This is a genomic window from Bacillus sp. SA1-12, from assembly GCF_000981385.1.
Lineage (GTDB): Bacteria > Bacillota > Bacilli > Bacillales > Bacillaceae > Metabacillus.
Genome location: NZ_LATZ01000019.1, coordinates 17,543 through 40,850, shown reverse-complemented (window position 1 = coordinate 40,850; position 23,308 = coordinate 17,543). Strand labels below are relative to the sequence as shown.

General features: G+C 34.4%; 22 protein-coding genes and 2 pseudogenes. 21 read left to right on the top strand and 3 right to left on the bottom strand.

The window, feature by feature from the left end:
- Positions 1–4: 4 nt before the first annotated feature.
- The 11 genes and pseudogenes from WQ54_RS12650 to WQ54_RS32600 form a co-directional block, all read left to right on the top strand.
- Positions 5–403, top strand: coding sequence for a hypothetical protein (locus WQ54_RS12650; protein ID WP_046517081.1), 399 nt, complete (start codon positions 5–7; stop codon positions 401–403).
- Positions 404–479: 76 nt separating this feature from the next.
- A complete protein-coding gene (locus tag WQ54_RS12645) occupies positions 480–1,607 on the top strand; it encodes a restriction endonuclease (protein WP_084822018.1) in 1,128 nt (375 codons plus the stop codon).
- A gap of 52 nt (positions 1,608–1,659) precedes the next feature.
- Positions 1,660–2,601, top strand: a complete 942-nt coding sequence (locus tag WQ54_RS35460; protein WP_331435111.1) for a terminase family protein — start codon at positions 1,660–1,662, stop codon at positions 2,599–2,601.
- Positions 2,602–2,687: 86 nt separating this feature from the next.
- A complete protein-coding gene (locus WQ54_RS35455; RefSeq protein WP_331435110.1) occupies positions 2,688–3,239 on the top strand; it encodes a hypothetical protein in 552 nt (183 codons plus the stop codon).
- 92 nt (positions 3,240–3,331) lie between these two features.
- Entirely contained in the window at positions 3,332–4,672 is a 1,341-nt protein-coding gene (locus WQ54_RS12635; protein ID WP_052737773.1) for a phage portal protein, read from the top strand.
- Between the two features lie 567 nt (positions 4,673–5,239).
- Positions 5,240–5,596, top strand: coding sequence for a hypothetical protein (locus tag WQ54_RS12630; RefSeq protein ID WP_046517079.1), 357 nt, complete (start codon positions 5,240–5,242; stop codon positions 5,594–5,596).
- A gap of 107 nt (positions 5,597–5,703) precedes the next feature.
- The gene (locus WQ54_RS12625) at positions 5,704–6,543 is read left to right on the top strand and encodes an FxLYD domain-containing protein (protein ID WP_046517077.1); all 840 of its coding nucleotides are present in this window, start codon (positions 5,704–5,706) and stop codon (positions 6,541–6,543) included.
- Positions 6,544–6,638: 95 nt separating this feature from the next.
- Positions 6,639–7,778 carry a hypothetical protein gene (locus WQ54_RS12620; protein ID WP_046517075.1) on the top strand — a complete coding sequence of 380 codons (1,140 nt, stop codon included), beginning with the start codon at positions 6,639–6,641 and terminating at the stop codon, positions 7,776–7,778.
- Positions 7,779–7,818: 40 nt separating this feature from the next.
- Positions 7,819–8,631, top strand: a complete 813-nt coding sequence (locus tag WQ54_RS34695) for a Gfo/Idh/MocA family protein (RefSeq protein ID WP_052737772.1) — start codon at positions 7,819–7,821, stop codon at positions 8,629–8,631.
- A gap of 116 nt (positions 8,632–8,747) precedes the next feature.
- Positions 8,748–9,677, top strand: coding sequence for a sugar phosphate isomerase/epimerase (locus tag WQ54_RS12610; RefSeq protein WP_046517071.1), 930 nt, complete (start codon positions 8,748–8,750; stop codon positions 9,675–9,677).
- Between the two features lie 37 nt (positions 9,678–9,714).
- Positions 9,715–10,291 (top strand): annotated as a pseudogene (locus WQ54_RS32600) (MFS transporter); the annotation flags it as partial.
- Positions 10,292–10,717: 426 nt separating this feature from the next.
- On the opposite strand, the gene WQ54_RS12595 reads toward WQ54_RS32600, so the two are convergent.
- Entirely contained in the window at positions 10,718–11,569 is an 852-nt protein-coding gene (locus WQ54_RS12595) for an AraC family transcriptional regulator (RefSeq protein ID WP_084822017.1), read from the bottom strand.
- Between the two features lie 416 nt (positions 11,570–11,985).
- Here WQ54_RS12595 and WQ54_RS12590 point away from each other — a divergent pair, with 416 nt between their 5' ends.
- The 7 genes and pseudogenes from WQ54_RS12590 (at position 11,986) to WQ54_RS12570 (ending at position 17,330) form a co-directional block, all read left to right on the top strand.
- Positions 11,986–12,909 (top strand): sugar phosphate isomerase/epimerase, encoded by a 924-nt coding sequence (locus WQ54_RS12590; RefSeq protein WP_046517067.1) that lies wholly within the window; start codon positions 11,986–11,988, stop codon positions 12,907–12,909.
- 37 nt (positions 12,910–12,946) lie between these two features.
- Complete coding sequence (locus tag WQ54_RS12585) at positions 12,947–14,104, top strand: Gfo/Idh/MocA family protein (protein ID WP_046517065.1); 1,158 nt, start codon at positions 12,947–12,949, stop codon at positions 14,102–14,104.
- Between the two features lie 109 nt (positions 14,105–14,213).
- Positions 14,214–15,026, top strand: a complete 813-nt coding sequence (locus WQ54_RS12580) for a TIM barrel protein (protein ID WP_046517062.1) — start codon at positions 14,214–14,216, stop codon at positions 15,024–15,026.
- A gap of 143 nt (positions 15,027–15,169) precedes the next feature.
- Positions 15,170–15,347, top strand: a pseudogene (locus WQ54_RS33575) (myo-inosose-2 dehydratase); the annotation flags it as partial.
- A 51-nt stretch (positions 15,348–15,398) separates the two neighbouring features.
- Positions 15,399–16,817 (top strand): sugar porter family MFS transporter, encoded by a 1,419-nt coding sequence (locus WQ54_RS12575; RefSeq protein WP_046517060.1) that lies wholly within the window; start codon positions 15,399–15,401, stop codon positions 16,815–16,817.
- Positions 16,818–16,867: 50 nt separating this feature from the next.
- Positions 16,868–17,002 (top strand): hypothetical protein, encoded by a 135-nt coding sequence (locus tag WQ54_RS35275; protein ID WP_269431570.1) that lies wholly within the window; start codon positions 16,868–16,870, stop codon positions 17,000–17,002.
- Positions 17,003–17,126: 124 nt separating this feature from the next.
- The gene (locus WQ54_RS12570) at positions 17,127–17,330 is read left to right on the top strand and encodes a hypothetical protein (RefSeq protein WP_052737769.1); all 204 of its coding nucleotides are present in this window, start codon (positions 17,127–17,129) and stop codon (positions 17,328–17,330) included.
- 223 nt (positions 17,331–17,553) lie between these two features.
- Here WQ54_RS12570 and WQ54_RS12565 read toward each other — a convergent pair whose 3' ends face one another.
- Both WQ54_RS12565 and WQ54_RS12560 read right to left on the bottom strand, forming a co-directional pair.
- Entirely contained in the window at positions 17,554–17,790 is a 237-nt protein-coding gene (locus WQ54_RS12565) for a tyrosine-type recombinase/integrase (RefSeq protein ID WP_046517058.1), read from the bottom strand.
- 550 nt (positions 17,791–18,340) lie between these two features.
- The gene (locus tag WQ54_RS12560) at positions 18,341–18,832 is read right to left on the bottom strand and encodes a hypothetical protein (protein ID WP_156177915.1); all 492 of its coding nucleotides are present in this window, start codon (positions 18,830–18,832) and stop codon (positions 18,341–18,343) included.
- 578 nt (positions 18,833–19,410) lie between these two features.
- On the opposite strand from WQ54_RS12560, the gene WQ54_RS12555 reads away from it, so the two are divergent.
- The 3 genes from WQ54_RS12555 (at position 19,411) to WQ54_RS12545 (ending at position 23,274) form a co-directional block, all read left to right on the top strand.
- Positions 19,411–20,466: an extracellular solute-binding protein gene (locus tag WQ54_RS12555; protein ID WP_046517054.1), complete on the top strand. Its 1,056-nt coding sequence runs from the start codon at positions 19,411–19,413 to the stop codon at positions 20,464–20,466.
- A 76-nt stretch (positions 20,467–20,542) separates the two neighbouring features.
- Complete coding sequence (locus WQ54_RS12550) at positions 20,543–21,556, top strand: ABC transporter ATP-binding protein (protein WP_046517053.1); 1,014 nt, start codon at positions 20,543–20,545, stop codon at positions 21,554–21,556.
- A gap of 11 nt (positions 21,557–21,567) precedes the next feature.
- Positions 21,568–23,274: an iron ABC transporter permease gene (locus WQ54_RS12545; RefSeq protein ID WP_046517051.1), complete on the top strand. Its 1,707-nt coding sequence runs from the start codon at positions 21,568–21,570 to the stop codon at positions 23,272–23,274.
- Positions 23,275–23,308 lie beyond the last annotated feature (34 nt).

Sequence of the window (23,308 nt, the reverse complement as noted above, 5' to 3'; positions counted from 1 at the left end):
CTGAATGAATATCTATGAAGCATTGAAACAACTCAAAGGATGGAAGAAAGCCGAGTATTTCAAGTGGAAACATGATATTCGTTATGATCAAACCCTTCCTCAAAAATCAGAAGAAGAATTTTTAAAGTTTACTGGCAATAAGACTATGAACGAGTTTATCAAATGGGAACGTACAGCCGAATATAAACAATTACTAGCAATTTACTTAGACAGTTGTATCGCCAATGACTTAGATGAAATTTATAAAAAAGTATCTGAATTAGCAAAAACAGGAGAGACACAGAGCGTTAAATTATTTCTCCAATTGCAAAAGGATATATCAAATTATGCAAAGGCAGCCGAAAAAGCATTTAGTGTAGATGATGAAGAAATTGAAGAAGATGATGATGAATTAGAACTTTGAATTAACAAAAAGAATATAACCTCTTTGTAATACATGGTAAAATATAACTAGTTAGAACTAAAATGGGGTTGATTTGATGAAAAAAGGTTATATGACACAAACGGCACTATCTAATAAAGTTGGATGGTCAGAATCGTCTGGAAGAAGATGGATAAGATTATTCAAACAATTTATCCCTTCCTATAAGGAAGGAAAGAATAGATATTATAATAATAAATCATTTCAAGTACTTTTAATTATTAAACAAATGAGTGAAAAAGGGTTCTCAAGTACAGAGATATTAAAGATTTTCCAATCAAAGGGTGTTCCTACATCTCTAGATGATTTACCTGTATTTAATGATACAGGGTTAAATGGACATTTGAATAATCAAATAACTATTATTCCAAGTCAAAAAGAATTAGTTATCCCACTTTTAAGTGTCATTAGAGATAAAAAACCTTATACCACAACGATGATTAATAACGGTGTTGCCGAGTATTTTAAATTAACGGATGAACAGAGAAGTATAACATCCCCTGATAGTAAAGAATTTATTTTCTCTCAAAGAATGAGGCAAGCAAGGTTTTCTCTTAAAAAACAAGAGTATATTGAAGAAGTTAGCAAATATACATATCAGATTACAGATGATGGGTTACAACTATTAAATGATAGTTTTGAAGAAATAGAGGAAGAAATTGAAGAACTAGAACATGTGATTGATCCTTTTGAAGTTATTGAAGATAAGGTAGAAGAAATAGAGGAAGATTTAATAAATGATTTAATTGATCACCTTAAACAAGCACATTGGAGGAGACTAGAAACAATTGTTATCGAATTATTAACTGCAATGGGATATGGAGATGGAGAAGTTACAGAAAAAACCAATGATGGTGGTTTAGATGGGATTATAAAAGAAGATAAACTTGGTCTTGATAATATTTATGTACAAGCAAAGAGATGGGAAAATACAGTTGGTAGACCTGATGTAATGAGTTTTTCCGGTGCTCTTGATGCTAAAGGTGCGAGAAAAGGGATTTTTATTACTACTTCAACTTTTACAAGTGGAGCAAGGGAATATGTTGATAGATTAGAAAGTAAGAAAATTATCCTAATAGATGGAAAACGACTAGCAAGGTTAATGATAGAAAATAATATCGGTGTTAGTATAAAAAAGAAGTTTGTTGTAAAAGAAGTTGATTTTTCTTATTTCGAAGGAGAATAAATAATTTTAAGTGGGTTAGTTATAACCTGCTTTTTTTATTGGAGGTGAGATTATGGCATTAACTAAAAAGCAAAAATTAAATCTGATCATGGATGATTTTACTCTATTTGCAAAGAATTTCGTTTACATCATTGATAACAATAATGAAAAGGTTAAATTAGAACTCAATACTGCACAAATAGAGTTACATGACTTAATGAATAAGAATCGTTTTGTAATTGTTTCTAAGGCTCGACAAGGTGGAATTAGTACATTTACCCTTGCTAAAGCATTATGGAGAGCATTAAGAAATGAGAATGAAAATATTCTTATAGTTTCATATAAACTTGATTCATCTAAGGCATTATTTGAGAAGTTGAAAACCATGCAGGAATGGTTGCCTAGAGAAAAATATCCCGATTTATTCCCTAAAGTAAGAAGGGAAAATAGAGATGAAATATTCTTTGATAATGGCTCTAGGATTAGTTGTATAGTTGCAGGTAATAAGTCAATAGGTCGTGGTAGTACATACAGTTACATTCACTTGTCAGAGTTTGCTTTTTACTCTAAACAAGATATACAATTATTATCGGCTGAACAATCACTAATGAAAGGTGATATTAGTCAGTTGACTATTGAGACAACTTCAAATGGTATTGGAAATAAGTATTATGAACTGTTTATGTCTGCTTGGAAAGGTAATTCAAAGTACAAAGCAATGTTTATTCCTTTCTATCATGATTTATATAAGAAACAATTTAAAAATGACCATGATGAAGCCGAGAAATACCATAAAGAATCGAATAAGGGTAAAAGGTTATCTGTAGCAGAATTAGAGCCAGACGAAAAGATACTTTATGATAATGGCGCAAATCTGCGCTTTCTTATGTGGAGAAGATATAAGTTACTTGATATGGATTTACAGGACTTTCAACAGGAGTACCCATCAAATCCAATGGAAAGTTTCATTAGTACAGGATTAAGTGTATTTGATCAAAGTATTAGAGCGGATTAATTATCTTATAGAGCCAATTGATAAAAGAGAGGTTCACTCAGGACTTCCAACTATATTACATAAATAGAGGATTATATATCTATCATTTGTCTAAACGTGGTATGAAGTATTATGGTGGTGTTGATACGTCTGCTGGTGGTGGCGGTGATGATAGTACAATTTCAATATTTGATTCAGATGGACAACAGGTGCTTAGTATCTACAATAACAAAGTGCCTGTTTATTTATTTGCAGAAATAGTAAACGAGATAGGCAGATTATACAATTATGCGTTTCTATGTGTTGAGAGAAACAGTTATGGTTCACCATTATTAGAACGTTTAAGAAGAGATTACAATTACATGAATCTATATAAGCAAAAGATGTTTGATCAAAAAGGTAAAAAGAAAATGCAATTAGGATTCATGACTACAGTTGCAAGTAAGAGTGTATTAATCAGTGACTTAAAAGAGCAATTTGAACGAGGATTAATCAATATCGAATGTAAAGAGACGTTGCAGCAAATGCAGATATTCCAAGAAAGTGATGGCAAGATGGGTAACAAAAAAGGTGAAAAGAATCATGATGACTTGGTTATTAGTTGTGCATTGGCTATTCAAGGAATGAAAACAGGTAAGTGGTACGTTGATATTGCTTAGGTCTGTTAGTGACCTAAGTTATTTTTATGAGTTTACAAACGGTGGTTCTGATAGGATTATCGTTTTTATTTCTATTATAAGGGGGATTTATAGTGACAAGCGAATTACAAGATAAGTTACATACTTATTTGAAACTATATCATAAGAATCGTTCTGAATGGTTCTTAGATGAAATTAGTATGGTTAGTCAGCAACAAAGAGTAAATAAAATAATGGACTTAAAAGAATATTTAAACGGTTTTCATGCGATTCTTCATAGACCAACGGAAATGTACGGTGGTAAGGAGTTCAAGCCAAGAAAGATTGTTTTACAGTATGCTAAGACATTATTAAACTTCCAAACTGCATATTTATTACAGAATCCTATCACATTGACTGGTAAAGAGAATGTTGTAAAGGAATATCAAAGGGTAAATAAAAAGGGTAAATATGACCGTTTGAATATGTCTATTCTAGATAAGGTAAATAAGTATGGTATTTGTACTGAATACATTTATATGGATAAGGGAGTAATTAAAAGTAAGTCAATAGATCCTTCAGCAAGTTATCCTATTTATGATAATGAGAATAATCTAATCGCTTTTATTGAAGCATATATGCAAGATGCAGTTAGTTATTACACTGTGTTTACTGATGAAGTTGTATATAGTTACAACAATCTAGGAGGTAAATTACGTTTAGTTGGTCAAAATCCAAATCTTAGTGGTTTACCTATTGTTTATCATAATCAAAATGAAATGAGTGCTACAGAAGGTAGAAGTGAGTTAGAGGATTGGATTAGTATATTAGATTCAATGGAGGATTTGATTAGTAAGTATACTGATTCATTTTACAAACATCATAATCCTATTCCAGTAGCAATTGGACAACAATTAAAAGGTGATGGAATATCTACTAATGTTGTAGGTATGGGTATCCAGTTAGATGATGGCAGCGACTTCAAGATGGTTTGTAACCAATTAGATTATCAATCATTTAATACTATCTATAAGACATTAGTACAATCATTATTAGACATATCACAGACACCTTCTGTCAGTATGAATAAGACAGATATATCTAATCTTAGTGAAGTTAGTATTAAATTATTGTTCCAATTGGCTAATATTAAAGCAGGTATGAATGAACAGTTTATGAGAGATGGTTTAGAACAACGTTTTGATAAGATTAGAACATTGTTAGCATACAAAGGTGTAACGTTTAGTGATGATGATTATGATTCACTTGATATTGTGTTCCAGTATGCTATGCCAAGCAATGATAAGGAGATCATTGAGAATATTAAAGTATTGCGTGAAATGGGTGGATTGAGTTTAGAGAGTGTGCTTTCCCATAGTCCGTATACAAGTGATATACAAATGGAGTTGCAAAGGTTAAGCGAAGAGAATATTGAACCCGTGGATAAATCTGTGTATAAGTCCAATGGTGAATAATGTGATTAAGCGACCATTTGGTCGTATTTTTGTTTATCAGAAACGTTGATATGATGACAAGGGTGAGATATAGAAAGGATATATTAAAAGTTTCGCTCTTGTTATACGCTGGCTAGAGCGCCCCAATAAAAAAAGGGATGCAGATGGGTTGATTTTTCAGAGTGTAAAGTATATCTACTTTACATTGTATCGTATGCATTTTCTATTCATTTTAAAGTTACAATAAAAGAAAAATTTTATACAGTTTTAAGAGTGTACGAAGGCTTATAAATGTTGATATATCAAGGGTGTATAAAATAGTGTATATTCTATAAAAATGGGAAGTTGTCAAACCATTGGTGTATAAAGGTTTTAAAATTAATCAACTTCCCATAGGAACTATTATGTAAACTAGAATGAATATGATATACACTAATATACAATGGTAGTATACATAACAACGTATATAAATACCCCTAAACAACAAAATGAGTCCGCAGCATATTAAATTTTTCACACCGATAAATTTTTCCTATTTCTCACAAGGGATTTTTACCCATCTGTCGAATAAAGTTAGGTAGATGGGAGGTGAATAGATTGGAAGATAAAGAAAGATTAGACTTTCTAGAGTTTAGGCAGGAATTATTGTTTTCAAATTCTAGCATAGATCGTTTACTGTTTGAGTATCGTGTTACAAAAATTCAATACGAACAAATTATGGACTTGTTTGATTCCATTAGAGAACGTATTGGTAATGGTGAAACTGTAAACCATCATTCTTATGAAAATGAGGTTTATAAAATTGTCCCTCAACATAATCATGATTATCATTTTGCAGAAAGTTTGGCACAATGTTTCCATGAAAATGATAGATGGGATGAAGTATTTGTACATCTTTATGGAGAACTTCCTAAGTTTCAACATTATTTAAGTAAACAAGATTAAAACACTCATTAATTTGGGTGTTTTTATTTCTTATAAAGAACAAATACATTCTTTATATAGTTATTTTTGTGGTAATATTTAACTATACTATATAAAGGGGGATTTTAATGGAAACGGAAATTAAAGAAACTAAGAAACCACCTAAGAAGATCATAATAATTACAAGTATTTCTGCATTACTAATTGCTGGAATTTTTATTTTTTATTACTTTCGTGTTAATGAAGAAGAATTTAAGGAATTTGTTACAACATTACAAGAAGATGAGGAACTTTCTAAATATTTTTCTGAGTATCTTTACGTTGAAGATGATTATACTGAACCAACTAATTATGAAGAGTATAAATTAATGCCCTATATTTTAAGTGCTTATACTACTGACGAATTTAATAATTTGACTAAAGAAGAAAAACAGGGAATTACACTTAAATTAGTTGATGCTATAGATTATCAAGGCTGGATAAAATGTGGAAATAATAATAAGATCTGTGATATTCAATCTGTAATGGTTCATAGTAAAAACGAAAATGATAAAAGTGAATTATTTTCTTATGATTTTAATACAAGTAAGTTTCAATACGGTGAGTATAATGGTGAAGACTTAAAATTTGAAGAAATAAATATCGATTTAACTGAATCTACTTCTACAGATACAGATGATACTCCTAGTTTAGAAGTAGTGGAGCATAAAGGAACAATTGATGGGGACTTTATTTATGTTACTGGTGCAATTAAAAACAATAGTGAAACTGCATATAGTTTTGTTGAAGTAAAGTCAACATATTTTGATGAAAATGGGAACATTCTTGATACTGAAACTTCTTTTGTTAATAGTAGTGACGTAATACTACCAAATGAAAGAAAAGGTTTTGAAATTATGACCCAAATGATTGGACAAAAATATCCTAAGTATAAAGTTGAGGTAGTCAATTATAAACCTGAATATTAACGCAAGCACTCACATTTAGTGGGTGTTTTCCTTTTTAGAAAACATTGTATCCTTTATAAAGTGTATTGTGGTAATATTTAACTATATAAAAAGGAGTGATTAAAATAAATAATAATGCATATATCACTGCTTATAATGATATTATTGGGATTCAAAGATTAATTGTTAATTTAAGAGAGAACCAACAATTTTTAACAACTCATGTATATTCTGTCTTTAGAGATATGTGTTTAATAATAGATGAAGTCTATAAATCATTCATTACAGAACAGGTAGTGGATGTAAGAATAAAGCATATACGTAACCAAGTACACCTTTACTCTATGAAAAGAGGGTACAATCAAAAAATTTTTAATAAAATATTAGAATATCACATAGATGCATTTGGAGAAAAATTAAACAATATTGGGTTTTATCTAGATTCAAACAAAGACCCTGTAGGAAGTACACTTTATGTTTCATTTGTATTATTAGATACTGAAACTTTACCAAAGCCTAGAGAAGAAAGAAGTGTAGATATCAGGAGGAAAGTTCTCGAATTTACTTCTTATGTAGGTGAGTTAAGTGGATTTCTTGCAAATGAATTCGAACGGACATTAGGGATTCAAAAAATAGATATTACAAAAATAAAAGAAGAAGTCCTGTCTATAGAGGAATATGATTGTAAAGACATAAATCATAATTCATTGTTTGTTAAAGACAATAATATCCGAAATGCTTTTATTACAAGGCTTATACTATCTATTCAAGAAATAAGCGATACAATTTTTCTTAAGGAAAACTATTTCGATAAATTAAAAAATCCTAATTTTATGGATTACTATATACTTCTTCGATTAGTAACATTAAAGACAGATGAAATTTTTGATAACTTGTATAACTTGAGGGATTATTGTAAAGAGGATTTTAAACATTTTAATAGTTCCAGGTTAAATAGAGTTAGTTCATTGTTATATAATTATGAAGAGACTTTAAAAGAAGAAATAAGTAATATGAGAAATATGATACATTACAATGTTATTACTAATAATCCAGAAGAAAATTTTTGGGGATATTTTAACAAATTAATAGAAGAAGATGAACTATATCCAATTAAGTTAATCGAGCAAGTATTAGACATGTACTTAATCCCATTAAAAAAAGACATTATTTATTATTTAGGCATAGAGAAAATAAATTCCTTATCAGATTGGGAACAGATAAAGATTAGATTAAAGGAAATTTTTAAACACTAGTATTCTAGTGTTTTTTTATTTTACAGAAAGGAATGATCAAATGACTAACTTACAACGTCTACAATTAGAAGTAAGAGGTATCAATCTGTCACAGGAAGAATTAACAGTTTATTTAATGGAAGCCGATTTAACTCCACATACAGAATATAACCCTTCATCAGCCACTAATAAACGTAATATCTATCGTGCAGCGTTATCTATCCTAGAATCAATTGCTAACAATCCAAGCACAATGAAGAATTACAAAGAGGATGATATGTCTGTATCTGATTTTGGTGAATTAAAAATCATGAAGGTAAGCCTTTCATTTTACCTTGAAAAGCAAGCTGAAAACATCCGTATGCGACCAGAATTAGGTGGAGGCAGCCTTTATGATGTTGGGTGTTATTGCATTCACTCTATCAGAAATGTTTTAAATACTGAGCCTAATCGGGTTTTTGTCTCCCCAAAAAGGGATTCTGAGGGAAGGGTGGACATGTCTGTAGTAGGAATAATGGAACTTGATAATGGTATGACAGCCGTATTTGATGCCGCAATGGATCGAACAAGAATAGATTATTACGAAATCATTGGAACAAAAGGCAGTATTCGAGTACCAAGGGCCTTTGTACCACAAATGTTTGGTGGGGAAGCTCAGGTAATAGTCAATACAAAAGATGGAGTTCATAGGGAAGAAAAAGTACTTGGACACCAGTATACACTGGAGGTAGAATATTTTTCCAAATGTATATTGGAGAATGAAATGCCAAGCTACATGATGGAAAATACAATTCAAAATATGAAGGTTATTGAAGCTTGTTTTAAATCCATTGAAAAAGAAAAGTTTGTAAACGTGTCATTAATCAATGATTGAAAATGATAGATTAGGCCAAGTGTTCCTGCCTTCTCTAAAGAATGGATTATATAATAATATATTTCTAGAATAAAAATATTTCAATTAAATATTTAACAGAATAAGAGGTATACTTTATGAAAATTGGACTTGTTACAGATGGCTTAGGTCATTTATCTTTTGATCATTTATTAACTTCTTGTAAGGAATTAGGTGTAGAAGAAATTGAATTGGGGTGTGGCAATTGGTCAGATGCACCACATATAGATATAGATGCTTTACTTTTAAACAGAGAATTAATCGAGACAATTAAAGAAAAATTAGAAGAAAACAAAATACGTATATCTGCATTTAATTGTTCTGGAAATCCGTTATACCCAGGTGAAAAAGGAGAAGCTGATCGGGAAATTGTTAGAAAAACCTTTCAACTTGCATCTATATTTGATGTTAAAACTATTGTAATGATGTCAGGATTACCTGGCGGGGGTCCAAATGATGAATATCCTAATTGGACAATTACTTCATGGCCACCAGTAACGCATGAGATTATTGACTATCAGTGGAATGTTGCTATTCCATATTGGCAAGAGACGGTTAAATTAGCCAAAAAACATGGAATTGAAAAAATTGCTTTAGAACCGCATGGCTGCCAACTTGTTTATAATGTTGAAACCTTCAGAAAAATGAAAGTGTTTACAGACGATGCGATAGGATTTAATCTAGATCCCAGTCATCTATTTTGGATGGGGGCTGATCCAATAGAAGTTATTCGAGAGCTTAAGAACGATATTTATCATGTTCATATTAAAGATGTAAGAATTGAAAACAGGCAAGCTAAACTAAATACACTCTTAGATACGAAACATGTACTGGAATTTTCTAAACGTTCTTGGAATTTTGCTATCCCGGGTTATGGACATCCAAAAGATTTCTGGAAAAACTTTATTGTGCAATTAAAAATGGTTGGTTATGACGGCGTGTTAAGCATTGAACACGAAGATTATACAATAGATTCTTACAAAGGAATTAAAAAAACAGCAGATATTTTAAAAGATGTTATGATCTGATGATGTTTCAATAGAACATTTATAAAGGAGAATATTAATGAGTGAGATTATAGAAGTGTCCTCTAATAAACGAACTATTGCTGCTCAATTAGCTAATTATATTGATGCAGGTTATATTGTAGCAGGTTCTGCGGGTTTAACCTTATGGTAAATCAATTAGGTTTATCTGAACACAGATCGGACTTCTAGGTGCATTGAGTACAAATGCTATATCTGCGGCAATAAGTGCGTTGTTAGGAGGCTATTTAGCAGACCGAATGGAAGAAAGTTAATTTATACAATGAGGATGCTAATTTATAGTTTAGGTATCCTCTTTATTTTGTTTAGTAGCAACTTTGGAATGTTGTTAACAGGATTTATTATAGTTGGAATCGCTGAAGGGCAGATATTACTGCTTCATGGACTATTATGGGCAGAAAATGCACCGAAAGAAAATCGCGCAAGACACTGTGGTGTGGCACAAGTAGCATGGGGGCTTGGTGCAGCAGTGGTATGTATTACTCGGTAATCTTGGGTTATTAGGTAATAAGATTGTTTTTGGTCATCTACTTGTCATTGTGTTAATTACTTTTATTATGAGAAAAAGATTACCTGAATCAGATGCATATAATTCATTTGTAGGAAGGGTATTGAAATAATTTTTGAATTCTTCAACTACCATGAAAGAACGTATTTATCTTTCATTCTCTGTAGTGAAGAGCTGATATATGTAATTCAAGGATTGCTAACGGTAGGGTTAAGAACTTATTATAGTTATTCTATTAGGAAATAAGGAAAGCTTCTTTCTTCATGAAAATGTCCATTTTCATGAAGAAAAGTTTTATAGTAAATTGGCCATGTTTTGAATAAATTTAATCAATAACATTAATGCAGCGTAAAATGCAGCTGTAAACAACCCATAAAAGATCCCAAGTAGTTCACCTTTTCCATTGCACTTATGCCATTTCCAACAATCAATAACATACCTAATATCGCTACACAAATCGGGCCATAAAATTGAACATTTTTCAAGCATTTTATATTTACTCTATTTTGCCTTTTTACGGTTTAGTCCTCCAAAACTCTCTATAACTCTGCGGTGACATGCCGACCATTTTCTTAAAAGCATTATTAAAGTTGCTTGCACTGTTGTAACCAACAAAATAGGCAATCTCTGTTACGGTCTTATCCGTCGACAAAAGATATGACTGTGCCTCTCCAATCCGTCGCCGAATCACGTACTGCATCGGCGAGTACCCCGTCGTGCGCTTAAATGCGTGGGAAATATAGTATGGGCTCATATTCAACTCGTCAGCAATATCTTGAAGGCTTATATCCTCTATATAATGCTCATCAATATACCTCAGTATAAGATGCCCAAGTTCTTGCTCTTTTTGTTCCTCATTACTTTCTTCACGCATAACAGTCTCACGTACCATTAAAAGTAGTGAGCACAGAAGATGATATTCAAGTTCCCTTGATGGACTGCGACTTAAGAAATTGTTGTAGAGCATATCCATAAGTGCCCCAATCTCGTGGTAACAGCTCCTATTTTGAATAACTGGACAGTACTTCTTCGCAAAAAGCACATTCGGTGGAAGCCCCTTAATGCAAACATTACCGATCGCGCAACTCAAAATATCCATACCGTTCTCAGAATCCGCAAACTCCTCATGTTTGATTCCGGCATTATAGATCAAGATATCTCCTTGCTTCGTCTCATATTCCTTCCCATCAATGATATGAACTCCATGGCCGCTCTGTAGTAGTAGGATTTCGATCCTGTCGTCATGCATATGCATCATACGTGCCATCCGCGTCTGCATCCTATCCTCTGCATTAGCCGCAATTAAATATGGCTGCTTTTCAAAGCTGCTTATAACCGGTGAATTTTTGCCGACTTTAACCATCATGTACACCTCCACACAAAACGAAGCATCTATTCATTTTATCTATATTTTTAATAATTTTTATTGGATTATAACTGTTTAATTAGAAAAAAAGCAAGAATTTACAATAGTGATTTTGCTGAACGCTAAAATCAAGGAGAAATATGTGTAATTTGAACAAGAATTGAAAATACAAGATAGAGATATGCAGATAAAATTTAACATGTAAAACAAAATTATTTTTGAAAGCGCACACAAGTGGGAAATGAAGTTATATTTTTAGGTTTAAGTACGAGAATATAGCTGCTCTAAGTGAAATGAAGTAGAAGTTTGCCGAGAAATGTATTTACAAGGAATACGGTCCTTTGCATTACTTTTCAAAAAAATCGCTAAGGGATGTCGAATCGCAATCGAATAAAAAAAGGAAGTGATATTAGACAATGGCAATTCATATTACAGGTGCACCATGTAGTTGGGGAATTGATGATCCTCATAATCCCAATAATCCGCCCTGGCAAAGGGTGCTTCAGGAAGCAAGTAAGGCTGGTTATAAGGCAATCGAGCTTGGACCTTACGGATACATTCCGATCGATATTGAACTGGTGAGCAACGAACTGAGTAAGAACGGACTTTCAATTGTAGCAGGAACCATTTTTGATGATTTGGTAGACGAGAGCAATTACGAGAATCTGTTAAAGCAAGTGGATGATATTTGTTCGATTATTACAAAGCTACCGTCATTACCTATGGAGGAAGGTCAGCATGTTAAGACTCCATATCTGACGGTAATGGACTGGGGACACGATGAGCGGGATTTTACAGCAGGGCATTCGGAAAGAGCCCCTCGTTTAAATGATACAGATTGGAACCAAATGATGAATCATATAAAGGGTATTTGTGAAGCTGCAGCTAAATGGGGTGTACGTCCGGTTATTCATCCTCATGCGGGCGGTTACATCGAATTTGCAGACGAGATTGATAAGGTGGCACAGGACATTCCATATCAGCTGGCAGGATTATGTTTAGATACCGGACATCTTCAGTATTCAGGAATGGACCCAATCGAATGGCTGCGCAAATATTCCGATAGGATCGATTATATCCATTTTAAGGATATCAATGGTCAAATCTATGAAGAAGTTTTAAATGACCATATTCGCTTTTTTGATGGATGCAGCAAAGGTTCGATGTGTCCCATTGGAACAGGTATTATAGATTATCCTGCGATATATAAGTTGCTGACAGAGGAGCTTCACTATAATGGTTACATCACGATTGAACAAGAACGTGACCCAAAAAATTCAGGTACGAGTCTTCGAGATGTCAAGGTAAGCTTGGATTATCTAAAGAGTATTGGATTTTAATTTTACTAATTTAACAGAAGATAAAAGGAGGAACAGCATGATTAATGGGGAAAAAACGTTAGACCAACCGATTCGGTGGGCAATGATTGGCGGCGGCAAATGCAGCCAGATTGGCTATATCCATCGCTCATCAGCACTTAGGGACAATTCATTCAAACTTGTAGCAGGTGCATTTGACATTAATCCTGAAAGAGGAAAAGGTTTTGGAATCTCCCTCGGTGTAGATCCAGACAGGTGTTACCCAGATTACAAGACATTATTTGCGGAAGAAGCAAAGCGTGAGGACGGTATTGAAGCCGTGTCAATTACGACGCCGAACTCCACGCATTATGAAATATGCAAGGCTGCACTTGAGGCAGGGATGCATGTTGTATGTGAAAAACCACTCTGCTTTAAGACAGCAGAAGCAGAGGAGCTTGAAGAGCTTGCTAATTCAAAGGGACTTGTCGTCGGCGTAACTTATGGCTATTCAGGGCACCAGATGATTGAGCAGGCGCGCCAAATGGTTGCACATGGTGATTTGGGTGAAATACGTCTTATCAATATGCAGTTTGCTCATGGTGCTTATCATACCGCAATTGAAAATGAGAATCCAGCGATAAAATGGCGCATGGATCCAAGATCTGCAGGACCGTCTTGTGTCATTGCTGATGTTGGTACACATCCTCTTTTTTTAGTTGAAGCCATTATGCCAGATTTTAAGATTACGAACCTGATGTGCTCCCGTAAGTCATTCGTTGAGGGACGCGCATTAGAAGACAACGCATTTGTCTTGATGAACTTAGAGAATGGTGCACAGGCAACAATGTGGGCGTCTGCCATTAACTGTGGTTCCTTACACGGTCAAAAAATCCGTATAATTGGCTCAAAAGCTTCAATTGAATGGTGGGATGAACGACCGAATCAGCTGGCATATGAGGTTGAAGGTGAACCTGCGCGTGTGTTGGAACGCGGGGCAGCTTACTTGTACCTGGAGGCACTTGAAGAAGACCGTATCAGCGCAGGTCATCCAGAAGGATTATTCGATGCGTGGTCAAACCTTTATCGCCGATTTGCCATTGCAATAGATAAGTCAAAAAGAGGAGAAAAAACAGATTTCTGGTTCCCGGATATCCATGCAGGTGTACAAGGTGTTAAGTGGGTTGAAAAATGCGTTGAATCGGCAGATAAAGGCGCCATATGGGTTGATTATTAAACTGATTTTAAAGTCCAAAATAAAAAATTATACAATATCTAATCTAGCACAAATAACACTAAAAACAAACTTGATTAAAAACTTAACTAAAATTTAGGAGGAAATCTATATGTTAAAAAGAGATATCCATATCGAGTCTATATATTCTGAACTTCCATTTGAAGAGCGCTTTGCAGCAGCTAAAAACGACGGCTTTGATTTTGTTGAAATGTGGGGATGGGAGGATAAAGATCTTCCCCAACTAAAGAAGCTGTTAGATGAAAATGGATTAAAGCTTGCTGCTATGTCCGGTGATGGTCCTTATTCTATGTGTGATCCGGCAACTAAAGAAGTTTATCTGGAGTATATTAAGAAATCGATTGAAGCAGCAAAAATTGTTGACTGTCCGATCCTTGTTATCCATTCGGACTCCTTAGAGGAATGGCCACAGTATGCAAAGAAACTGTCTGACGATTATTCATATGAAACCCGCATTTGCACAATGTTTGACGTGCTTAAAACCATTGCGCCATGGGCTGAGGAAGCAGGCATTACATTTGTACTTGAGGCCTTGAACATTGAGAAAGACCACTGTGGCAACTTCTTGACTGAGACGAAGACATCGGTTGAATTGGTCGCTGCTGTTGGTTCTCCGAATATTAAGGTTTTATATGATACTTATCATATGTATTTAAATGAAGGTAAAATTTGTGAGACAACGGAGAAATATCTGTCGTATATTGGACATCTTCATATTGCGGATGCACCAGGACGTCATGAGCCGGGCACGGGTGTGATTAATTTTAAGAATTTTATCAAGCATTTAGATAAAATTGGATATAGCGGCTCAGTTGGATTTGAGTTTTATCCGCAAACAGATACACCTACGGCTGTGAAGGCAGTTAAAGAGTGCTTTGAATACCATGTCCTCAAGATCAACTAGGTGTAAAGCTTACGACCAGTAAACTGTCGAAAACGATTATAAAGCCTGTTACAGGTAGCGGTTATAAAGTCCGTAAGCATAGCAAAAAAATATGGAATGAAAATTGTATATTAGCTTGACTACCGTCCATACACATGACAGTTTTTAAAGAATCGTTTCTAGCTGGCTTGTTTACAGTACCTGGGGAAGGCATCATTGATTTCAGACAGCCATTTGATGTATTGGAAAAGCATAGATATAACGGGTGGATCGTGATCGAAGCAGAACAGGATCCACCCGTTACTCCCACTTGAGTATGCATTGATCGTTAGGAGAAACTAAGACGAATCATTGTCTGCACGCGTGGAGATATGAAAAGAGGTGCACAAATAAATGTACAATAAAGCAGCCCCATCATCTTTTTTACGTAAAGTCATTGTTATCTCTACTTTAGGTGGAGTTCTCTTCGGTTATGATACAGGCGTAATCAACGGAGCACTTCCATATATGACGGAAGAGTTAGGATTAACCGCTTACACTCAAGGACTTGTGGCAAGTGTGCTTCTGCTGGGCGCAGCCATTGGCGCTCTGTTTGGTGGACGTTTAGCTGATTCATACGGGCGGAGAAAAACCATTTTAATGTTGTCATTTATCTTTTTAGCTGGTACTTTAGGCTGTACACTTGCGCCAGATGTTAACGTAATGGTTGTTTCCCGCTTTGTGCTTGGGTTGGCCGTCGGTGGTGCTTCGGTTACAGTTCCTGCATATTTAGCAGAAATGTCACCGGCAGACAGCCGAGGCCGTATTGTTACAATCAATGATTTAATGGTCGTCAGCGGCCAGCTTTTAGCTTTTGTATTTAACGCTATTCTGGGTACAACAATGGGACATGTAGATGGGATATGGCGCTACATGTTAGCGATCGCCACAGTACCGGCAGTCCTGTTGTTTATTGGTATGATGCGTGTGCCGGAAAGCCCACGCTGGCTCGTATCGAAACAGAAAAACGACCAGGCGCTTAACACGCTGAATCGCATTCGGAAGGGCGACGAGGCAATAGCAGAGCTAGCGGAGATCAAAGCTACATTTGCAGAAGAGGCAGATATGAAGAAAGCAGGACTTAAAGACCTTGCTACACCTTGGATTCGCCGTATCCTGTTTATCGGAATCGGGATTGGTATCGTTCAGCAAATCACTGGTGTTAACTCTATTATGTACTACGGAACAGAAATCTTGAAAGACTCTGGATTTGGTACAGAAGCGGCACTAGTAGGAAACATAGCTAACGGGGTTATTTCAGTGCTGGCCGCAGCGACCGGGATTTGGCTGTTAGGAAAAGTCGGGCGCCGTCCAATGTTAATCACTGGACTTGCTGGTACAACAACTTCTTTATTGTTGATTGCTATTTTCTCATCCATGTTAGAAGGTTCAGTAGTACTTCCATATATTGTTCTTTCTTTAACCGTTACATTCCTTGCTTTCCAGCAAGCAGCTATTTCGCCGGTAACCTGGCTGATGCTGTCTGAAATGTTCCCACTGCAAATACGCGGTTTCGGTATGGGAGTAACAGTTTTATGCTTATGGATAGCGAATTTCTTTGTCGGATTCCTATTTCCAGTATTTTTAGAAAACCTCGGTTTATCAGGAGCATTTTATATTTTCGTCGGACTAGGTGTTTTAGCGATCACATTCGTAACTAAATTCCTGCCGGAAACAAAAGGGTTTACACTTGAACAGCTGGAGCATCAATTCCGCAATTATGGGAAAAAGTCTGTTACATCTTCCTTTCCACAAAACAAGCGTGCACAATAATGTAAGCGTTATAAAACGTAAATAGAAGAAACAAGGAACATATAGCTTTAATGGAATCAGGAAAAATTGAATACCGATTTGTTGGGGAGTATGAAAAAGAAGAAGATGTAAGGGCTCACGAATTAAAACTAATTCGAGTATATATACTTTTAGGACGAGCAAAATTTAATAAGAAAATTGGTTAATCACTTAACGAATAGGAAAGGCAAAGGCATAATTAACGGTAATCGTGTTACCAAATAATTAAGATATTTTTATAATCAGATTGTGTTAGTAGAGCCATTTGATTTCACTAAAGGTTGTTCCGTTTTGAAAATAGGTTTCAGTTTCATAGACAAAAGTAAGGACTCATTAGCACATCTTCTGTTTGATATAGAAAATGATCCAAAACAAGAAATTCCTTTAAAAAATACAGAGGTTGAAAGCAAAATGCAACAACATATGATTCGATTAATGAAAGATCATGATGCTCCACCTGAACAATATGAAAGATTAGGGTTGGTCATGAATTAAGACTATGAAAAATAATAAAGTTAGAACGAGTATTTTAATAATGCTTGTTCTAATACATCGTAAAAGCAATAAATATTTTTTAAATTTAGATGAAATTAACTTTCAGCGGATTGTTTGTAACCTTGAAGAACAAATAAAAAAAGAGGAAAAACCTTATATGTCAAGGTAAGGTTTTTCCTCTTTCGTTTTTAGATGGAGCATAGGGGGCTCAAACCCCTGACCTCTATACTTCCAGATAATTAAAATGAGTAAAATTACTATCTCCAAGTTTAATCTTAAGTTTTGATCTCCTTTTACCAAGTGCCTCTGCTGATTTTTTAGCTTTTTCTTGGCTATTATGGACATAAAGTAAAGCAGTTATCTCAGATGAATGTCCTAATTGCTCCATAACAAATGATAAATCTTTTGTTTCTTCCATTAGATTCATAGCATACGTGTGCCTTAGCTTATGAGGGGACATGTTAACATTTCCAGTATTAAATGCTTTTGTATACTTCCTACTAAATCTTGAATAGATCTAATCGAAAGTGGGGGGGAAGATCCCTTATATTTTGCTAAAAATAAATACTCGTATTCAGCATCTGACCCACCATTTCTGTATTACTTTTTCCCGTTTCGGCAATAGTATTAAAATCGCTAAATACAAATAGGAATTGCACTTTCTAGTGAGGATTTTTTGTACATAAAAAAATCCCTTTACTCGCTAATGAGTAAAAGAACTGAATTTCTATTCTAATATTGTAATCTTTTTTATAGAAGCAGCTGGTCCTTCACCAACAACAATGACATCCTTTTGTAATTTTTCACTAATCATTCTATATATATCCTCCATATATTCAAATATCAACATGGAATTATATGTAAAAAATTATGTAATGCTTGCTTTTGTTATTCAACAATCATGGCCCTTTAATGGAATAAGTTGAATATCCTTTTTAAACATCTTTATTGTTAATCAACAAAAACGTCCAAAAATTTAATTTCTTTTTATAAACATCTATAAAGTGTAATTAGTAAGGAAATATGAATTTACAACGTAAGATAGACAAATGTAAAAAGCCTAACTCCTCAATAATAACACAGAGATAATAATGGTCGCTTGTTTCATAGATCCAGGTTTTATAATACTTTGTTGCTGAGGGCTTTAAGAATGTGTTCCAGCTTGCTGAACCTGCTGCGCCCGCCCATACATTCTTAGTTAGTAAGCCAGGAATAAGGGCTGCTCCAAATTGGTAAACCCATTCATTTAATGTATCAAGGTATTTTGAACTTCCAGTAAAAGTATCAATTAATGAGTAGCTTAATCCCGGCTCAGTTACAGGAATTCTACTTGGATCTTCATACTTGCCACCATCATCTAGGACAGGGAAAGGATTAGTTTCGGGTTCTACTGTAGTCATTGATCCATCATTATATGTAGTTGTTGATTCAACTTGACCGTTCTCATCAAATTCTGGATATGACAAATGGAAATGTCTTAGACTAATTTCTACTTTGGTCAACAACTTTACCAGTTTCTTGTATGGTTTTTAATAAGTTATCTAAATAATACTTCAGTCCCGACCTTTAAACAGGTGGGGACTATTTGTCGCTTACGTATATACTTTAATACTACTATGTATGTCAATTGACACTGGTGTCTTTAAATGGTTTTAGACAATCCAATTATATAGAAATCTAGAATAGTCTATAAAAAGATGGCAAAAAAATTGGGCTTAGATGGATTTTTTTAGTGAGGAGTTAAAATCATGGTGACATTTTAACAAAAAGCGCTTCAATCCTTTATATAAGGGCTTTTTTAAGAGTAGAATTCTGGAGTATGTCGGTAGAGGATAGAGGTAGAAAAATAAAGGTCTTTACAATATTTACAAAACAGCAAACTCTTAATTTGACACGTTCCAATAATAAGAATAAAACTATTTTTTACGCTTATTTTCAACATTTTTTTCAATTTGTAAAGCCTATATTAATTTTTATAAGAATCTGTAAATGCTATTGTTCTAAAAAAAAACAGCTTATATAATAACCACGAAAGGCAAAATTGACACGTTCAAAAAAACAAAAGAGGAGATCAGTTTTCATGAAGAAATCGTGGTTGTTAATCGTTGCACTTGTTTTTAGTATGGTTTTAACAGCTTGTGGGGGGAATCAAGAATCCTCCAAGGGAGCTACGGAAGGAAAAAATAAATCTCTAGTAGTCTATACAAATTCTGCATCGGATGGTCGTGGAGATTGGTTGAAGGAAAAAGCTGCTGAACAAGGATTTGAAATTGAAATCGTGGAAGCAGGTGGAGGAGACATTCGAAATAAATTAATTGCAGAAAAAGCAAACCCAATTGCAGACGTTGTTTATGGATTAAATGAAATGAACTATATTGCATTAAAAAATGAAAATGTCCTTGAAACATTCACCCCTGTTTGGGCAGACGAAGTAGAAGAGGGGACCAGCGACCCTGAAGGTTACTACCATTCATTAGTGAAACAAGCAATTCTATTAATCTATAATTCTGATTTATACACGGAAGAAACGGCTGCATCTGACTGGCCAGAATTATGGGAAAACGAAGCTTTTCACGGCTTATATGAAGTGCCAACTGGTTTAGGTGGGGACACAACTAGAACTGTTATTGCAGGTATTTTAGTACGTCACCAGGATCTAAATGGTGAACTTGGTATTTCGGATGAAGGCTGGGAAGAAATTAAGAAATTCTTTGACAATGGGACTCCTGCAACAGAAGGTACTGATTTCTATGCAAACTTAGCAAATGGAACTACTCCATTTGGTCAAATGTTCTCAAGCGGAATTCAACAAAGAGAAGAAGAATATGGTGTGAAAGCAGGTATTGTATCACCTGAAATTGGTGTTCCGTATGTTACAGAACAAGTTGCGATTGTGAAAGGAACGAAGAAAAAAGAAGTAGCTGAAGAATTTATCAACTGGTTTGGAAGTGCTGAAGTACAAGCGGAATGGGCAAAAGAATTTAACTCTATGCCAACGAATATAGAGGCAGCTAAATCAGCAAATCCAGAGGTAATAGCATTACATGAATCCGTGAAAAAACAAAACATGGATTGGGAATTCATTACTGAAAATATCGACGCTTGGATTGAAAAAATCACCTTAGAAATTCAATAAATATGTAAGATTAATTGGCCTTGGTTTTTGATTAAAAACCAAGGTTCACTTTTCTAATACTAGCGGAGGGAATAAGATGATTGAATTCAAAAATATTCAGATTAAATTTGGTGATTTCACAGCTATTCACAATTTAAATCTTGAAATTAAAGAAGGAGAGTTTTTTACACTTCTGGGACCATCAGGCTGTGGGAAAACAACGACGCTTAGGAGTTTAGTTGGATTTATCAAACCAACAAAGGGCGACATCCTGGTGAATAGAGTGAGAATAAACGATATTCCTGTAGAGCGCCGAGAAATAGGTATGGTATTTCAGAGCTATGCACTGTTTCCAACTATGAATGTATATGAAAATTTAGCATTTGGACTTCAATTAAAAAAATACAAAAAAGACGAAGTAGATAAACAAGTTAGGGAGATTGCTAGAAAAGTAGATTTAAATGAAGAACAGCTTTTTAAAAAAGTATCTGACTTATCAGGTGGCCAGCAGCAGCGGGTTGCCATTGCAAGGGCACTCGTATTAAAACCAAAAATTCTTGTGCTTGACGAACCGTTATCCAACTTGGATGCCAAGCTAAGAAAACAACTTAGAAGAGAATTAAAAAAATTACAGTCGCAATTCGGAATCACGTCCATTTATGTTACACATGATCAGGAAGAAGCATTAACAATGTCTGACCGAATCGCAGTATTTAACAAAGGCAGCATCGAACAGGTTGGAACACCAAAGGAAATATTTGATCAATCGAAAACAGAATTTGTCTGTAATTTTATCGGCGACAACAACTTCTTACAGCCATCATTTTTACAGCGAATAAAAAATGAATGTAATGTAGCTATCGATCCGACGAAAAAAGCCTATATCAGACCAGGAAAAATTACAACTAAAAATGTCGATGTCAAACAATATGATGTGATATTAGAAGGAGAAATTGTTGAAAAAGAGTATCACGGAATTTCTTCTAAAGTCACTTATGAGTTAGGCGATCAACGAATCGCAAATATGGAGATGGAAGATAATTCAAACGATTATGAAGTGGGAAGTAGAAAAAAAATCGCATTTCAAACATCTGATATTTTAACTTATTAGAAGGTGACATGATGCAAATACAAAATAAGTATAAATTAAAAAACAATCTGTATATCCTTGCTATTGGGGTTGTATTATCTTGGCTATGTATCGCCTACCTGATTTACCCGAATATCAATCTATTAATCACAACGTTTTTCCAGGATGGTGGCTTTACGTTAGAGCCATTTGAAAAGTTGATACGTTCTGAACGTGCAATGAGTAGTTTATGGAACAGCTTTATTTTAGCAATTACCTTGGTTATTACAGTGAATATGGTTGGTCTGTTTCTAGTATTTATCATGGGTTATTTTGAAATCAAGGGAATGAAGTTTCTACGGTTTGGCTATTATTCAACCTTAATTTATGGAGGAATCGTATTAGTTGCAGGCTATAAGTTTATTTATGGTGATGTAGGAATCGTGACTAATTTCTTGCTATCTATTTTTCCGGATATGAACCCAAATTGGTTTAAGGGATTTTGGGCCGTCTTGTTTGTCATGACATTCTCTAGTACATCAAACTATGTCATCTTCCTATTAAATGCATTGCAAAAGGTAGACTTTCAAACGATTGAAGCGGCAAGAAATATGGGGGCAACTGATTTTCAAATTATAAGAAAGGTGATTCTTCCCGTTCTAAAACCAACCATTTTTGCCTTGACTATTTTGCAGTTTATCGGAGGATTAGGGGCATTTGCAGCACCACAAGTGGTTGGAGGAGAATTTCAAACGATCACACCGATGATATTAACGTTTTCCGGTATCGTCAGTTCCAGAGATTTAGCCGCCTTATTAGCTATTTTTCTAGGGTTAGCTTCGATGATTCTACTTGCAGTCATGACAAAAGTAGAATCCAAGGGGAACTACATGTCCGTTTCAAAAGTAAAAACAAGTTTAGTGAAGCAAAAGATCAACAACAAATTTGCCAATGTCATGATTCACATGATGGCCTATGTATTATTTGTGCTTTATACACTACCAGTTGTTCTTATCTTTTTATTTTCGTTTACTGATTCCAAGGCGATTGCCACAGGTAAATTAACATGGGACAGTTTTACATTAGAAAACTATATTACTGTATTTACAAACGCAAGTGCTTACCAACCGTTTCTTGTGAGTATCATTTATTCAGCGCTCACTGCCATCATTGTTGTAGGGTTGATCCTATATATTGCACGTTTGATTCAGAAGTATAACAATAAATGGACGGCGATACTCGAATATATTCTTCATATTCCTTGGATGTTACCTTCCGTGTTAATTGCGATGGGTCTGATTATTACGTATAGCATTCCAAATGTGGTTATGTTTAATAAAGTATTAACTGGAACGGTAGGTTTATTATTAATCAGTTATATTATTGTTCAGATTCCTTTCGTATTAAGAATGTTAAAAGCATCCTTTTATTCCATTGACACTTCATTAGAAGAAGCGGCAAAGAATTTAGGAGCAAGCAATATAAGGACCTTCTTTAAGGTGTTATTGCCAATTATTTTGCCTTCTGCTTTAGCATTAGTTGCATTAACATTCAATGCAACGTTGGATGAATATAATTTATCGATGTTTTTAAGTCATCCATTTTATCAGCCGTTAGGAATTACGATACAAAACAGTACATCACCAGAATCGTTACAGGATACAAGAGCATTAACCTTTGTCTACACTGTACTATTAATGGTAATTTCAAGTATTGTTCTTTACCTTGTTTATGGCCGAGGAACAAAGGTAAGTAAATAACAAGAAAAGTTTGATGAAATGAAATTTAAATTGT